The sequence below is a fragment of the Acrocarpospora sp. B8E8 genome, assembly GCF_039871605.1.
In the GTDB taxonomy this organism is placed as follows: domain Bacteria; phylum Actinomycetota; class Actinomycetes; order Streptosporangiales; family Streptosporangiaceae; genus Acrocarpospora; species Acrocarpospora macrocephala.
The window spans coordinates 145,515-159,328 of the sequence record NZ_JBDPLV010000020.1 but is presented as its reverse complement, the minus strand read 5'-3'; the positions used below and the strand labels follow the sequence as shown (position 1 = coordinate 159,328).

Annotated in this window: 14 protein-coding genes; 7 read left to right on the top strand and 7 right to left on the bottom strand. The window is 68.2% G+C overall.

Translation table 11 applies throughout. From position 1 onward, the window contains the following. Positions 1-214: hypothetical protein (locus tag ABGB08_RS21350; protein ID WP_347592870.1), on the top strand; the 214-nt coding region annotated here is incomplete at its 5' end. Positions 215-350: 136 nt separating this feature from the next. Further along, the gene (gene glgX, locus ABGB08_RS21345; RefSeq protein ID WP_347592868.1) at positions 351-2,465 is read left to right on the top strand and encodes a glycogen debranching protein GlgX; all 2,115 of its coding nucleotides are present in this window, start codon (positions 351-353) and stop codon (positions 2,463-2,465) included. Here the strand turns inward: glgX and ABGB08_RS21340 are convergent. Next, a complete protein-coding gene (locus ABGB08_RS21340) occupies positions 2,462-2,866 on the bottom strand; it encodes a hypothetical protein (RefSeq protein WP_155358500.1) in 405 nt (134 codons plus the stop codon). The two genes, glgX and ABGB08_RS21340, sit on opposite strands and share 4 nt — an antisense overlap. A 203-nt stretch (positions 2,867-3,069) precedes the next feature. Here ABGB08_RS21340 and ABGB08_RS21335 point away from each other — a divergent pair, with 203 nt between their 5' ends. Further along, positions 3,070-3,771 carry a pyrimidine reductase family protein gene (locus ABGB08_RS21335; RefSeq protein ID WP_347592866.1) on the top strand — a complete coding sequence of 234 codons (702 nt, stop codon included), beginning with the start codon at positions 3,070-3,072 and terminating at the stop codon, positions 3,769-3,771. A gap of 17 nt (positions 3,772-3,788) precedes the next feature. After that, a complete protein-coding gene (locus ABGB08_RS21330; RefSeq protein WP_347592882.1) occupies positions 3,789-4,877 on the top strand; it encodes an ATP-dependent DNA ligase in 1,089 nt (362 codons plus the stop codon). 44 nt (positions 4,878-4,921) lie between these two features. Here the strand turns inward: ABGB08_RS21330 and ABGB08_RS21325 are convergent, their stop codons facing one another. The 5 genes from ABGB08_RS21325 to ABGB08_RS21305 all read right to left on the bottom strand — a co-directional run bounded on the left by ABGB08_RS21325 (position 4,922) and on the right by ABGB08_RS21305 (position 9,437). Next, a complete protein-coding gene (locus ABGB08_RS21325) occupies positions 4,922-5,350 on the bottom strand; it encodes an OsmC family peroxiredoxin (RefSeq protein WP_155349790.1) in 429 nt (142 codons plus the stop codon). A 314-nt stretch (positions 5,351-5,664) separates the two neighbouring features. Beyond that, positions 5,665-6,456, bottom strand: a complete 792-nt coding sequence (locus ABGB08_RS21320; RefSeq protein ID WP_347592864.1) for an ABC transporter ATP-binding protein — start codon at positions 6,454-6,456, stop codon at positions 5,665-5,667. Next, the gene (locus ABGB08_RS21315) at positions 6,453-7,277 is read right to left on the bottom strand and encodes an ABC transporter permease (protein WP_347592862.1); all 825 of its coding nucleotides are present in this window, start codon (positions 7,275-7,277) and stop codon (positions 6,453-6,455) included. Before ABGB08_RS21315 ends, ABGB08_RS21320 begins: the two co-directional genes overlap by 4 nt. A gap of 49 nt (positions 7,278-7,326) precedes the next feature. Beyond that, entirely contained in the window at positions 7,327-8,316 is a 990-nt protein-coding gene (locus ABGB08_RS21310; RefSeq protein ID WP_347592860.1) for an ABC transporter substrate-binding protein, read from the bottom strand. Then, positions 8,316-9,437, bottom strand: a complete 1,122-nt coding sequence (locus ABGB08_RS21305) for an agmatinase family protein (RefSeq protein ID WP_218041451.1) — start codon at positions 9,435-9,437, stop codon at positions 8,316-8,318. Before ABGB08_RS21305 ends, ABGB08_RS21310 begins: the two co-directional genes overlap by 1 nt. A gap of 344 nt (positions 9,438-9,781) precedes the next feature. On the opposite strand from ABGB08_RS21305, the gene ABGB08_RS21300 reads away from it, so the two are divergent. From ABGB08_RS21300 to ABGB08_RS21290, 3 genes are all read left to right on the top strand, one after another. Beyond that, entirely contained in the window at positions 9,782-10,333 is a 552-nt protein-coding gene (locus ABGB08_RS21300) for a LemA family protein (protein WP_347592858.1), read from the top strand. A gap of 1 nt (position 10,334) precedes the next feature. Continuing rightward, positions 10,335-11,774, top strand: coding sequence for a hypothetical protein (locus tag ABGB08_RS21295; protein WP_347592856.1), 1,440 nt, complete (start codon positions 10,335-10,337; stop codon positions 11,772-11,774). Between the two features lie 88 nt (positions 11,775-11,862). Then, positions 11,863-13,311 carry an AAA family ATPase gene (locus ABGB08_RS21290; RefSeq protein ID WP_347592854.1) on the top strand — a complete coding sequence of 483 codons (1,449 nt, stop codon included), beginning with the start codon at positions 11,863-11,865 and terminating at the stop codon, positions 13,309-13,311. Between the two features lie 17 nt (positions 13,312-13,328). On the opposite strand, the gene ABGB08_RS21285 is transcribed toward ABGB08_RS21290, so the two are convergent. Then, positions 13,329-13,814, bottom strand: coding sequence for a GNAT family N-acetyltransferase (locus ABGB08_RS21285; protein WP_347592852.1), 486 nt, complete (start codon positions 13,812-13,814; stop codon positions 13,329-13,331).

The window sequence follows — 13,814 nt, the reverse complement described above, 5'->3', positions numbered from 1 at the left end:
CGACCGCGACCGCGCCGCCGCGCTGAACATTCTGGCCGAGGGCCTCCACCTGCGCGCGCAGGCGGAGGTGACCCCGACCGGGGGAGAGCAGGACAAGGAGATGGTGGCCGCCGGGCTGGCGGACACGGAAAACGACTGTGGAGGGCGGGTAAGACCAGGTGAGGCAATTCCGAACCTGGCACCGCCCGCGACCTACGCTGCTCATGCGGCGTAGAGGAAGCAGTAAGAATCCCACGGCGACGTGGGGGAGTCCCCGGCGTTCACGCCGGGGAGGATGCCAACAAAACAGACTATCGACCGGGAAATTCACGGGGTGCAGAAGGGGGCTCATCAGTGGACAATGGGGATACATGCGCGACGTCTGGCCTGGAGAGCCGTACCCACTCGGCGCCACCTGGGATGGGGTGGGCACGGGATTTTCGGTGTTCTCCGAAATCGCCGACCGGGTGGAGTTGTGCCTCTACGACGACGATCTCACCGAGACACGGGTGGATCTGCCGGAGATGGATGGCTTCGTCTGGCACGGCTACCTGCCCGGGGTCATGCCCGGCCAGCGGTACGGCTATCGCGTGCACGGCGCCTACGATCCGCGGCGCGGGCATCGGTGCAACCCGGCGAAGCTGCTGCTCGATCCGTACGCGAAGGCGATCGAGGGTGAGGTGCGCTGGAACGAGTCGCTCTTCTCCTACTATCTCGCCGATCCGGGGCGGCTGAACAGCGACGATTCGGCGCCGTACATGCCGAAGAACATCGTGGTGAACCCGTTCTTCGACTGGGGGCATGATCGGCCGCCGCGCACGCCGTACCACGAGACGGTGATCTACGAAGCGCATGTGAAGGGTCTCACCATGCGCCATCCCCAGGTGCCCGAGCGGGAGCGGGGGACCTACGCGGGGCTCGCGCATCCGGCGGTGATCGAGCATCTGCTGTCGATCGGGGTGACGGCCGTCGAGCTGATGCCGGTGCACCAGTTCGTCCCGGAGCACTTTCTGGTGGCGCGCGGGCTGACCAACTATTGGGGCTACAACACGATGGCCTTTCTGGCCCCGCACAACGGGTATTCGAGCGCGGGGCAGCGCGGCGAGCAGGTGCTGGAGTTCAAGAGCATGGTGCGCGCTCTGCACGAAGCGGGCATCGAGGTCATCCTCGACGTGGTCTACAACCACACGGCCGAGGGCGACCACATGGGGCCCACGATCGGGTTCCGCGGGATCGACAACGCGGCGTACTACCGGCTGCTGGACGCGGACAAGCGGTATCACCTGGATTACACCGGATGCGGGAACTCGCTCAACGTGCGCTCGCCGCACGCGCTTCAGCTGATCATGGACTCGCTCCGGTACTGGGTCCTGGAGATGCACGTGGACGGTTTCCGGTTCGACCTGGCCGCCGCGCTGGCCAGGGAACTGCACGATGTGGACCGGCTGTCGGCGTTCTTCGACCTGATCCAGCAGGACCCGGTGATCTCCCAGGTGAAGTTGATCGCCGAACCGTGGGATGTCGGGCCCGGCGGGTACCAGGTCGGAAATTTCCCCCCGCTCTGGACCGAATGGAACGGGAAATATCGGGACACGGTCCGGGACTACTGGCGGGGTGCCTCGGCCACCATGCCGGAGTTCGCCTCCCGCCTCACCGGTTCCAGCGACCTGTACGCCACCGGCGGCCGCCGCCCGATCGCCTCGATCAACTTCGTCACCGCGCACGACGGCTTCACGCTCAACGACCTCGTGTCGTACGACCGAAAGCACAACGAGGCGAACACCGAGCAGAACCGGGACGGATCCGACGACAACCGGTCCTGGAACTGCGGGGCCGAAGGCCCGGTCGAGGATCCGGAGATCGTGCGGCTGCGCCGCCGGCAGCGGCGTAACTTCCTGGCCACCCTGTTCGTCTCCCAGGGCGTGCCGATGCTCACGGCGGGGGACGAGTTCGGCCGCACCCAGCACGGCAACAACAACGCCTACTGCCAGGACAACGAGCTCTCCTGGGTGGACTGGTCGCTGGCCAGGACCGAAAGCGACCTGCTGGAATTCGTCCGGGCCCTCGCCGCCTTCCGCCGTGACCACCCGGTCTTCCGCCGCCGCCGGTTCTTCTCCGGCCGCAAGGACTCCGAGGGCATGCGGGACATCGTCTGGCTCACCCCCGCGGGCCGGGAGATGGACCACGGCGACTGGCACGCCGGATACGCCAAGTCCATCGGCGTCTTCGTCAACGGCGACGCGATCACCGAACCCGGGCCGCGCGGCGAGAAGATCGCCGACCAGTCCTTCCTGCTGCTGATCAACGCCCACCACGAATCGGTGACGTTCACCCTGCCGGGCGCGGAGTACGGCGTCAGCTGGCAGGCCACGATCGACACGGCCGAGGAGCGGGTCAGCGACGACCCGTTCCCCGACCAGGCGTGGACCTACGGCTCCGAGGTCCACGTCACCGGCCGATCCCTGCGGATCCTGCGCTCGGTCTAGCGCGTGATCTGCGTGGCCGTCAGCAGGACCAGGACGAACGCCGACACTCCGGCCACACCGTGCAGCAGGACGGCCAGCCGCTGGAATCGCCGTTCCGAACCCCGGGCGTGCCGCCCTTCTCCGCCCAGCCATCGGGTGAACATGGTGAAACCGAGCAGCGCGACCACGGTGAGCACGAAGAAGGCGACCCACGCGTACCAGTGCTGCCCGGTGATCAGGAATGCGCCCCACAGGCCGAGCCCGGTGACCGCCAGCAGCGGATGGCTGAAGATCAGCGTGGTCGGGAAGCGGGTGACCTTGGTGGCCTGCCGGCGGAAGCCGCCGCCGCCGAGCCAGATGAACAGTAAGTAGATTCCGACGATCGCGGCCAAGAGCCACGCCGCCAAAGCGACAAGCGGCACGAATGCCCCCTCCGACAAGTCTCCCCACCCATCGGTAACATCTGCCTCGATCCAACACCGATCTTGACATTCGGGCATCAGGAGAGATTAAACCGTTACTCGGGTAGTGACATGGCGGATCCTCCGGATCGGCGGCCGAGCCGGGCTCCCAGACTGTCGGTGCGTTGTGCCACTGTAGAAAGGTGCGTCAGATACATCCTCACGTGACCGAGGAGCCGGATCTCGTCGCCGCGTATGGCTATCCGCGAGCCGCGTGGCTGCGCCTCAACATGGTGTCCAGCGCCGACGGCGGAGCCTGGCTGAAGGGCGTCTCCGGCGGGTTGTCCGGCGCGGGGGACAAGCGGATCTTCGGGTTGCTGCGTGGCCTGGCCGACGTGATCCTGGCGGGCGCGGCGACCGTGCGGGTGGAGGGCTACGGGCCGGTCGAGCCGCGCGAATCCTGGCGCGCGCTGCGCGTAGGCCGCTCGGCCGCGCCGCCGATCGCGGTCGTCACCCGCAGGCTCGACCTCGATCTCGGCGGCCCGCTGTTCGCCGACACCGAGCCGTCCGCGCGCACGATCGTGTTCACCACCGAGGCCGCGCCCAAGGACCGGCGGCGCGAGGCGGCCCGCTCCGCCGAGGTCGTGGTGGCCGGGGACGAGCGGGTGGACCTGGTCCGGGCGACGAGGGAATTACGCGCTCGCGGGCTCGGCCGGATCCTGTGCGAGGGCGGGCCCCGGCTGAACGCCCAGCTGTCCGCGGCCGGTCTGGTGGACGAACTGTGCCTGACCGTCAGTCCGCTGCTGATCGGCGGCGACGCGGCCCGGATCTCCAACGGCATCGCCGCCCAGCACGCGCTGGGCTTGGCGCACGTGCTGGAGGAGGACGGCTTCCTCTTCTGCCGCTACGTCCGGGAGGGCGCATAATGACGGAAATTTCGGATTTGACGCTGCCGGTGCTGCCGCCGGTCTCGCCGATGCTCGCCAAAGCGGTCAAAGGCATGCCGCCGCAGAACGGCTCGCTCTTCTACGAGCCCAAATGGGATGGCTTCCGATGCATCGTGTTCCGCGACGGTGACCAGGTCTTCCTGGGCAGCCGCAACGAACGCCCGTTCACCCGCTACTTCCCCGAACTGGTCGAGGCCATCAAGCGCGAGCTGCCCGACCGCTGCGTGGTGGACGGCGAGATCGTCATCATGCGCGGGCAGACCCTCGACTTCGACTCCCTCCAGCAGCGCATCCACCCCGCCGCCTCCCGGGTCAAACTGCTCGCCGACAGCACCCCCGCGTCCTTCATCGCCTTCGACCTGCTCGCCGTGGGCGAGGAGAACCTGATGGCCCTCCCGTTCGCCGAGCGTCGCGCCCGCCTGGAGGAAGTCACCGCCAAGGCTGGCGATTCGGTTCGGCTTACGCCGATCACCACCGTCGAAGAACGCGCCAACGAGTGGTTTGAGATGTTCGAGGGCGCCGGGCTTGACGGGATCATCGTGAAACCGGGGAGCCTGCCGTACGAGCCGGATAAACGGACGATGTTCAAGGTCAAGCACGAGCGCACCGCCGACTGCGTGGTCGCCGGGTATCGGGAGCACAAGAGCGGGCCGATCGTGGGGTCGCTGCTGCTGGGGCTGTATTCCGACGACGGGAAGCTGCACCATGTGGGCGTCTCCGCGTCGTTCCCGATGAAACGGCGGGAGGAGCTGGTGGCCGAACTGGCGCCCTACCGGATCACGGAGATGTCGGAGCATCCGTGGGGGGAGTGGGCGGCCTGGGCGGTCAACGGCGTCGGTGGCGGCCCGGAGGGGCAGCGGCTGCCGGGCGCGGTGTCGCGGTGGAACGCCAAGAAGGATCTGTCGTTCATTCCGCTGCGGCCCGAGCTGGTGATCGAGGTGGCCTACGACCACATGGAGGGCGAGCGCTTCCGGCACACCGCCCAGTTCCGGCGCTGGCGGACGGACCGTTCGCCGGAGTCGTGCACGTATGACCAGCTGGAGAAGCCGATCGCGTACGACCTGAACGACATTCTCGCCCGGTAGAACCGAAACGGCCCCCGTCACTCGCGACGGGGGCCGAACTGGTCCTAACTGAGCAATTCGGCGTTCAGGCTGATCGTGGTCCCGGCGAGGGCCTTGCTGACCGGGCAGTTGGCCTTCGCCGTTTCGGCGGCGGCCTGGAAGTCCTCGGCGGTGATGCCGGGGACGTGCGCCCGGACGGAGATGACGATGCCGGTGATGCCCTCACCCGGCTGGAACGTCACGTCCGCCTTGGTCTCGACCGACTGCGGCGGGGTGCCCGCCTGAGCCAGCCCGTGCGACAGCGCCATCGAGAAGCACGAGGAGTGGGCGGCCGCGATCAGCTCCTCCGGGCTGGTCTTGCCGTTCGCCTCCTGGGAGCGGGAGGCCCACGTCACATCGAAGGTGCCGACCCCCGAGGTGTCGAGCGATACCGTGCCGGAGCCGTCGAGAAGCGCGCCCTTCCACTGGGTCGTCGCGGTACGCGTGGTCGCCATGGTCGATATCCCTTTCAATTCAGCGGGATCTAGCCAGAAGCCTCGAGCATTGGCGCCCGAGAAAAGTGGCTTCCCTGTACGTGGTTTTGTTGTTACTGTAGGTGATGCGGTGACGGGATTGAACGCACCCGGCTTGCCGGGGAACGGCCCCATGATCTGTTATCGGCACCGTAACATGCGGCATGGCTTGCCATGCCGGGCAGTGAGTCACGCTGCCGTACGCGGACCAAACCGTCGAAGCCATCGACGGTGAGGAGCTGCAAGCTCGGTTGTTTGTTATGGCCGAGAAGCTGACAGGCTGTCGAACGGGCAGGCTAGGACGAATCAGCCTGCCCGTTGTGCGCCTGATGTGCCCGATGCTCGGCCCTGACCAGGTCCTCCACCTTGGCCCGCAACGCCAGGAACTCGGTGCTTCGCCGCACCTCCAGGGTCCGTGGCTCGGGCAGTCGCACAGCGATGTCCTGGCTGATCCGGCCGGGGTCGCTGGACAGCACGAGCACCCGCTGGCCGAGGAAGACGGCCTCCTCGACGTCGTGGGTGACCATGACGATCGTGGTGCCGACGTCTTGCCAGATCTGCCGGATGAACAGCTGCATATCTTCTTTTGTCTGGACGTCGAGTGCGCCGAAGGGCTCGTCGAGCAGGAGCACCCTCGGCTGGCAGGCCAGCGCCCTGGCGATCGACACCCGCTGCTGCTGGCCGCCGGACAGCTTGCCCGGTAGTGTCCCGGCGAACGCGGTCAGGCCGACCTCGTCGAGCAGCCACCGCACCCGCTCGTCCCGCTCGGCCCGGGGCACGCCCAGGGCTTCCAGGCCGAAGGCGACATTGCGGGCGACGCTCCGCCACGGGTAGAGCGAGGCCGTCTGGAAGGCCATGCCACGATCCGGCCCGGGGCCCAGCACCTCTTGGCCGTCCAGCAGCACCTGCCCGGTCGTCGGGCGGGCCAGCCCGGCGATCAGGCAGAGCAGCGTGGACTTGCCCGACCCGCTGGCGCCGACGACGGTGACGAACTCGCCGGGTTCGATGGCCAGGTCGATGCCCGAAAGGACCGGGATTCCGGCGATGTACTCCCGGCTCACATCGACCAGTTGCAGACCATTGCTCATTGCGCCCACCGTCCGACGCGGGCCCGGACGAGCCGGAGCGTGATGTCGATGGTCAGGCCGATCAGCCCGATCACGATGAGGATGGCGAAAATACGGTCGGTCTGCAGGAATCGTTGCGCCCGGGTGATCCGGTAGCCGAGCCCGGAGGTCGCCGCGATCAGTTCGGCCACCACCACGAAGTTCCAGGCCGCCGCCGCGTTGACCCGCATCGCGTCGAGGATGCCCGGCAGCGCGTACGGGAAGACGACCCGCGCGGCCACCCGGGCGCGGCCGGCGCCGAGGATGGCCGAGACCTCCAGCAGCCGGGCCGGAACCTGGCGGACCACGTCGGCGGTCATCAGCGTGTTGAAGAAGACCACCCCGAGCACGAGCAGGGCGATCTTCGAGGTCTCGCCGATGCCGAGCCAGATGATCAGCAGCGGGATGAACGCCGAGGCGGGCAGGTAGCGCAGGATGCCGATCACCGGCTCCAGCAGCGGCTGCGCCCACCCCAGCGTGCCCATCGCGAACCCGAGCGGCACCGAGATCAGCACGGCCAGGCCGAAGCCCGCCCCGATCCTGCCCAGGCTGGCCAGCAGGTCGGCGGGCAGATCGCCGCTCTCCACCATGGTCAGGCCCGCCGCCCACACGTCGGGCGGGGACGGCAGGAACGTGTCCTCGACCAGGCCGCTCACGCTCAGCGCCCACCAGCCCGCGAGCGGCACCAGAATCGAGGCCGCCCGCAGGATCCACGCGGTCCGGCGCGACACGTCGGTCTTGAGCAGCTTGACCCGCCGTGGCGTCGCCTGGATATCAGGCGGAGCCGACCGCACGCTCACCATCCCGAACGCCTGACGAAATTTCGGGAAATGTCGGGCGGGCGGAGGCCGGTCACGGCTGGACTGCCTGGACGAACTTGGGCTCGAACAGGCCGTCCAGCGGCGGCGCGCTGTCCACCAGCTTGGTCGACACCAGGAAGTCGGAGATCAGCTTGGCCTGGGCGGGCAGGTCGGTCGCGAACGCCTCCCGGTTCTGCTCCAAACTGAAGATCGTCGTCCCCTTGTCGTACGTCTCGTAGTCGGCCACGCTCACCCCGCCGCGCTTGGCCATGATCTCCAGCGCTTTCGGCCGGTTCGCGGCGATCCACTCGATCGTGTCGAACCAGGTCGCGACCAGAGCCTGCACCGACTTCTCATCCCGGCCCAGCAGATCCTTCGTCACCACCAGATGATCGGGAATCGCGCCCGGGAAGTCCGCCGAGGTGGCGATCGCCTTGCTGCCCTCCCGTTGCAGCGCGGTCGAGGTGAACGGCGCGAACGCGCCCACCGCGTCCACCTGCCCCGCCACGAAGGCGGCCGCCGCCGCGTCCGTCAACATCGGGGTGAACTGCACGTCCGCCTCGGTCAGCCCCGCCTTGCGCAACGCGAGGAGCAGCAGGTAGTGATCGACCGTGCCCTGCTCGGCGGCGACCGTCTTCCCCTTCAGGTCGGCCAGCGTCTTGATCTCGGGCGCCGCGATGATCTGGTCGTTGCCGGTGGAGTTGTCGTTCACCAGCACGATGCTCTGCTTGGCGCCGCCCGCGACCGAGGCCAGCGTGTCGTTCAGCGTCTGGCTGTTGGCGTCGATCGTCCCCGTGGCCAGCGCGTTCAGCGAGTCGGTGTAGCTGTCGAAATACTTCAGCTCCACCTGCACGCCGTTCTTCTCGAACAGGCCCTGCTCGGCAGCCACCTGCCAGGGGAACCAGCCGGGCCAGGCGCTGAAGCCCAGGGTGATCTTCTCCGTGGCGGCTGGGGCGGCCGAGGGGGTGGCTTCGGGTTCGCTGGCGCATGCCGTACCGAACAGGGCGAGGGCGGCCAGGGCGGGCAGTAAGCGACGGAACATCACGCCGCTCCCTTCTTCTTGGGGAGGTGGCCCGCGCGGACCAAGCACCCGAGGGTGTCGCAAATCACGCGGGTGGCGATAAGAGAGGTGATATCGGCGTTGTCGTACGGCGGGGAGCACTCCACCACCTCGATCCCGGCCAGCGGCCGGGCGTCCGCGATGAGCTGGATGAACTTCAGCACCTCACGCGGCAGGAACCCGCCCGGCTCGGGCCAGCCGGTGCCCGGCACGAACGCGGCGTCCAGGCAGTCCACGTCGAACGACAGCCACACCGCCTCCGCGCCGTCCCAGGCGACCTCCAGCGCGCGCTCGGCCGCCCGATCGATCCCCATCTCCACGCAGTCGGTCACCGTCATGATCGTGGTCCCGCGCTCGCGCCCGACCTTCACCCCCGGCCGGGGCGCCTGCCAGCCGCCGATCCCGATCTGCACGAGGTTCTTGGCGGGGACATTCGGGATGTCGGTGGCGTGGAACCAGGGCGTGGTGTGCATGCGCTCGTCCAGGTCGGTTTCCTGGGTGTCCACATGCCGATCGAAATGGATGATCCCGATATTTCCGGAATGGTGTTCGGCGATGCCGCGCACGGTGGGGTAGCCGATGGAGTGGTCGCCCCCGAGAATGACGGGAAACGCGCCGGAGCCGTACACATGCGAGACGCCCTTCGAGATCTGGTCGAAGGTCTTCTCGATGTTCGCGGGGATGGTGAAAATATCCCCCAAATCACACATCGTAATGGATTCCCGCAGGTCAACCCCCAGCTCGAAGCTGTACGGCCCGTACAACGCGGATATCTTCCGAATCCCCTGCGGCCCGAAACGAGTTCCCGACCGATAGGTGGTGCCCCCATCGAAGGGCGCCCCCAGAATGGCCACATCGAACTCGCCGCATTTCCTGACATCTTCGACATATGGTGCTTTGAGGAAGGTGTTGATGCCCGCGAAATGCGGCAACTCCCCCCGGGAGAACGTCGGGATGCTTCGATCCACAATGGAATCCGCCCCCGGCAGGCCGTATTCGAGCCCGCGCGCGATCTCCCGCTCGTGCATCGTCGTGGGCAGCATCGCCTCACGCTCGACCGCGTTCCGCGCCTCGGGTCCGTAGTTGTGGTGGAGATGTCCCACGGGCACTCCTCATCGGGAAAGCCTCATACACAGAGGCAGCCGGAATGACTGTCTCCCGGGCTTTTCTCCCGCCGTGGAACGGCCGCCGCTCCGGCGCCCGCCTGCACCTCTCGGACCAGCCCCCAGCCCACCGGCCAGAACGGAACCCTAGGTGCGCCCCACCCATCGGAGTGAGTCCCCTTCATGACAGCGCCGCCCTGTTTCACCCGTGTTTCTACCGAGTAGCGGTCAGATGACTCCCATCAGCATCGGTGCGCCCGGCGATGCAAGTGTTGTGCAAGCACGTGCTGGTCATATGGGACCGGACGCTCTACCGTCCTTAATGTTCCGCAGCGAGGAGTCCCATGACCTCCCTCATCGTCCTCGTCGCTCTCGTGGTCCTCGTCGCCGTCCTGTTCATCGGGGCGTACAACGGCTTGGTCCGCAAGCGCAATGCCGTGGACAACGCCTGGGCGCAGGTCGACGTCCAGCTCAAACGGCGACACGACCTCGTGCCCAACCTGGTGGAGACCGTCAAGGGGTACGCCGCGCACGAGCGGGGCGCGCTGGAGGCGGTGGTCGCGGCCCGAGGCCGCGCCGTGGGCGCGAGCTCCCCGCAGGAGCACGCGGCGGCGGAGGACCTGCTGACCGGTGCCCTCAAGAACCTGTTCGCGCTGGCCGAGGCGTACCCGGACCTCAAGGCCAGCCGGAACTTCAGCGAACTCGCCGAGGAACTGTCGGTGACCGAGAACCGGATCGCTTACTCGCGGCAGTACTACAACGACGCCGTCCTGGCGTACAACAACGCGGTCGAGACCATCCCGGCCAACATCGTCGCGGCGGCGGCCGGGTTCAGGCGGCGCGAGTACTTCCGAGCACCCGACGAGGAGCGCGGCCCAGTGCGGGTCCGGTTCTGACATGGCGCTGTGGCTTGCCGCGGCCGTCGCCACCGGCCTGTGGCTCCTGCTCCTGCTCGCGCTGGCCCACACCACCCGCAACCCGGATGTCGCCGCGGGACCGGCCACCGCCGAACTGGCCGATGAGCCTCCCGCGGTCGTCGACCTCATCACCGGAGGCTGGCGGTTGTGCGACGAGGCCTCCTCCGCCACCCTGCTCGACCTCGCCGCCAGGGGCGTGGTCGGGATCGAGGAGGTCGGCCCCGAACTCTCCCTGGTACGGCTCCGCCGTGATCCCGGCAACCTGCGGCCGTACGAGAAGCTCGTCTACGATCACGTGCGCGGCCTGGCGGTCGACGGCGTGGTGGCGACGGGGGCCCTCGCCGAGGGAGCGCGTGACCTGCGCCGCTGGTGGCGGAGCTTCCGGCGGAAAGTGATCGCCGACGCCCGGTCGCGCGGCCTGTCGCAGGCTCGCTGGAGCCGGGCGCACGCCGTGCTGCTCACCGCGGCGGCCGTGGTGCCCGCAGCGGCGGGCGGTATCGCGACCGCTGTCTCCGACCCTGAGGCCGACGCGGGGATCGGTGCGGCCGTCATGATGTTCTTTCTGCTCGTCACCCTGATGGGCCGGTTGAACGGCGAGCGCGGCACGGCGTTGGGCGCGCAGCGCGCCAGATACTGGCTGGGAGTCCGCGAGCACCTGTCCGGCGGCCGGTTCGCCGAGCAGCCCGCCGCCTCGGTCACGATCTGGGGGCGCCATCTGGCGTTCGCGGCGGTGCTCGGCCTGGCCCCGCGCGCCGTGGCCGGGCTGCCGGTCAGCACCCCGGCCGACGATCGCCGCGCCTGGTCTGACTACGGCGGTATGTGGCATGTGGTGCACGTGCGCTACCCGTCGCGGCTCCTCTGGGGGCGTCCGGTGGGTCCCACGATCCTTCGTGGGCTGGCCGCAGGCGCGTTCACCGGGTTCTGGACGTGGATCGCGCTGCTGATCGTCTCGGCCTTCGACGCCTGGCCCACCGGGCTGGTGCTGCCCGGCGCGTGGACGGCCGGCCTTGCCGTGGCCGCGCTTCCCCTGGCCTCCGCCGCCATCGACCTGGCCACTGGGGAGATGGTCGAGGGCCAGGTGGTACGGCTCCGCCGGGTCCAGACCTCCTCGGGGGAGGACAATGCCAAGTACATCCACTGGTGCGCGATCGACGAGGGCCGCGACCAGAGGATCAAGGCGTTCGGGATCGGCGAGCAGGACTGGGAGCGGCTCGGCGAGGGCGATCAGGTCCGCGTCCGGGTCGGCCGCAGGCTTGGCTGGATTCACGAGGTCGAGGCCCGCATCCCGTCCCGCCCGCGGAGCACCGGCTACGACGACACCGGCGAGCACACCGCGCAGTTCCCGAAGAGCCTGGGGGAGGTTCCCCTCTTCGACCAGGCGAACACGCGTGATCGATGGACCGGGAACACCCCTTCATGACAGCGCCGTCCTGTTGGCTCTCAGGTGGTCCTGCTGGGCACTTGGTAGATTGAATCTACGTAGATTCAATCTACCAAGGTGGGCGTGGATGGCGGGCTTCATTGGCAGGAAGACAGAGTTGTCGCTGCTGGGAAAGAGGCTTCAGCGGGTGGAGGCTTCGGGTGCGGGCGTCGCCGTGGCGGTGCGGGGGCGACGTCAGGTCGGGAAATCCCGGCTGGTGCAGGAGTTCTGTGATCGGGCGGGGGTTCCATACGTCTTCTCGACCGCGACGAAGGGAGCCTCGCCCGTCGAAGCGGTCGCGTCGTTCCTGGCGGATTTGAGGGAGTCATCCCTGCCGACGGATCCGGCACTGGTGCCCGCGCTTGGAGGGGGAAGCTGGCCTGACGCGTTTCGCGCGCTGGCCTCGGTGGTGCCGCCGACACCGTGTGTGATCGTGCTAGATGAGCTGCCCTGGCTTTCCGAGCAGGACAGTCTCTTCGATGGGGCATTGCAGACGGCTTGGGACCGGCTGTTCTCGTCGAGGCCGGTGCTGCTTCTCCTGCTTGGCAGTGATCTGCACATGATGGAGCGGTTGACCGCCTATGACCGGCCCTTCTACGGGCGTGCCGACAACCTGGTCCTGGGGGCGTTGAACCCGGCCGACACCGGCGACGCGCTGGGGCTCGCGGCACCGGACGCCATCGACGCGGTTCTGGTCTCCGGTGGATTGCCCGGCATCGTGCGAACCTGGCCGCATGGCATGCCCGCGATGGATTTCCTGAAGCAGGAGGCCGCCGACCCCGCCGCCGCCGTGTTCAGCGTGCCTGAGGCGGCTTTGATGGCGGAGTTCCCCAACCCGAACGCCTCCCGGCGAGTCATGGAGGCGATCGGGGCCGGTGACCGTACGCACGCCAACATCGCCGCCACCGCGGGCAGTCGCGAGGGCGCGCTGCCTTCGGGCACGTTGTCGCCCCTGCTACGACAGCTGGCCGTGGAGAAGCAGATCCTGGCCCTCGATGAACCGTTGTCGACCCGCCCGAGCAAGCCCGCGCTCTATCGGGTGGCTGACAGCAGTCTCCGCCTCTACCTGGGCATACTGCGGATGACGCACGAACAGGCCCGCCGTGGACGTTACGAGGCGGCATTCCGGGTGGTCGAACGGCGCTGGACGGCGTGGCGCGGCCGTGCGGTCGAGCCGTTGATCAGGGAATCGCTGGAATTCGCCGGGCTGGCAGGGGACCTGCCGTGGCCAGAGGTGGCGGCCGTCGGCGGCTGGTGGAATCGCCAGTTCGACCCCGAGATCGACCTCGTCGGCGCGGACAGCGCACCGGTCGCGGGCCGAATCTTCTTCGCCGGCTCGATCAAGTGGCTGAACACCCCTTTCGACGGTCATGACCTCGACATACTGCGCCGCGCCGCCACCCAGATCCCGGGGTACGACCCACTGGCCACCGGCCTGGTCGTCTCCTCGCTGAACGGCCTCAACCCGGACGTCGACCACCGATCTATCGATGTCCTATGGCGACCGCAGGATGTCATCGAAGCCTGGCGAACCTGAGACCCTTAGGCCCACGGTCAGAGGAGCGCCGCGATTTCCGGCCAGGCGTAGAAGACCTCGTAGGGTGGCACCTCGCCCGCGAGGACTCCGCCCAGGGAGGTGTAGAAGCGGCGGGCTCGTTCGTTGACGGCCAGTACCCTGATCGCCAGCGAGCCGAACCCGTCGGCACACAGATCGGCCGCCGCCGCCCGCAGCAGGGCGCGGCCGTGGCCCTGGCCCTGATGACCGGGACGGACCGCGAGGGCGTAGATCTCGGCGTCAAGGCCGAGTTCCGGATCCGCCGGGCCGCCCATGACCAGACCGATGACCGTCCCGTCCGGCAGTTCGGCGATCCTGGTGTGATGCGGCCGAGGCCGTTCTGCCGCCTCTCCGAGGAGATTCCGGCGCCAGTTGGCGGCGGATTGCTCGCGGGTGACGTCGAAGTCCTCGAACTCGGCGAACGCGGCACAGGTGATCTCGGCCATGACGTCCGCGTCGGGCGGGAGGGCGTACCGGATCGGCAT

What these genes read in the sequence shown, in the direction of transcription:
- glgX (WP_347592868.1), top strand. Translation starts at nt 351, where the DNA reads ATGCGCGACGTCTGGCCTGGAGAGCCGTACCCACTCGGCGCCACCTGG.
- ABGB08_RS21325 (WP_155349790.1), bottom strand. Translation starts at nt 5,350, where the DNA reads ATGGCGACCACGCGTACCGCGACGACCCAGTGGAAGGGCGCGCTTCTC.
- ABGB08_RS21320 (WP_347592864.1), bottom strand. Translation starts at nt 6,456, where the DNA reads ATGAGCAATGGTCTGCAACTGGTCGATGTGAGCCGGGAGTACATCGCC.
- ABGB08_RS21315 (WP_347592862.1), bottom strand. Translation starts at nt 7,277, where the DNA reads ATGGTGAGCGTGCGGTCGGCTCCGCCTGATATCCAGGCGACGCCACGG.
- ABGB08_RS21310 (WP_347592860.1), bottom strand. Translation starts at nt 8,316, where the DNA reads ATGTTCCGTCGCTTACTGCCCGCCCTGGCCGCCCTCGCCCTGTTCGGT.
- ABGB08_RS21300 (WP_347592858.1), top strand. Translation starts at nt 9,782, where the DNA reads ATGACCTCCCTCATCGTCCTCGTCGCTCTCGTGGTCCTCGTCGCCGTC.
- ABGB08_RS21295 (WP_347592856.1), top strand. Translation starts at nt 10,335, where the DNA reads ATGGCGCTGTGGCTTGCCGCGGCCGTCGCCACCGGCCTGTGGCTCCTG.
- ABGB08_RS21290 (WP_347592854.1), top strand. Translation starts at nt 11,863, where the DNA reads ATGGCGGGCTTCATTGGCAGGAAGACAGAGTTGTCGCTGCTGGGAAAG.
- ABGB08_RS21285 (WP_347592852.1), bottom strand. Translation starts at nt 13,814, where the DNA reads ATGCCGATCCGGTACGCCCTCCCGCCCGACGCGGACGTCATGGCCGAG.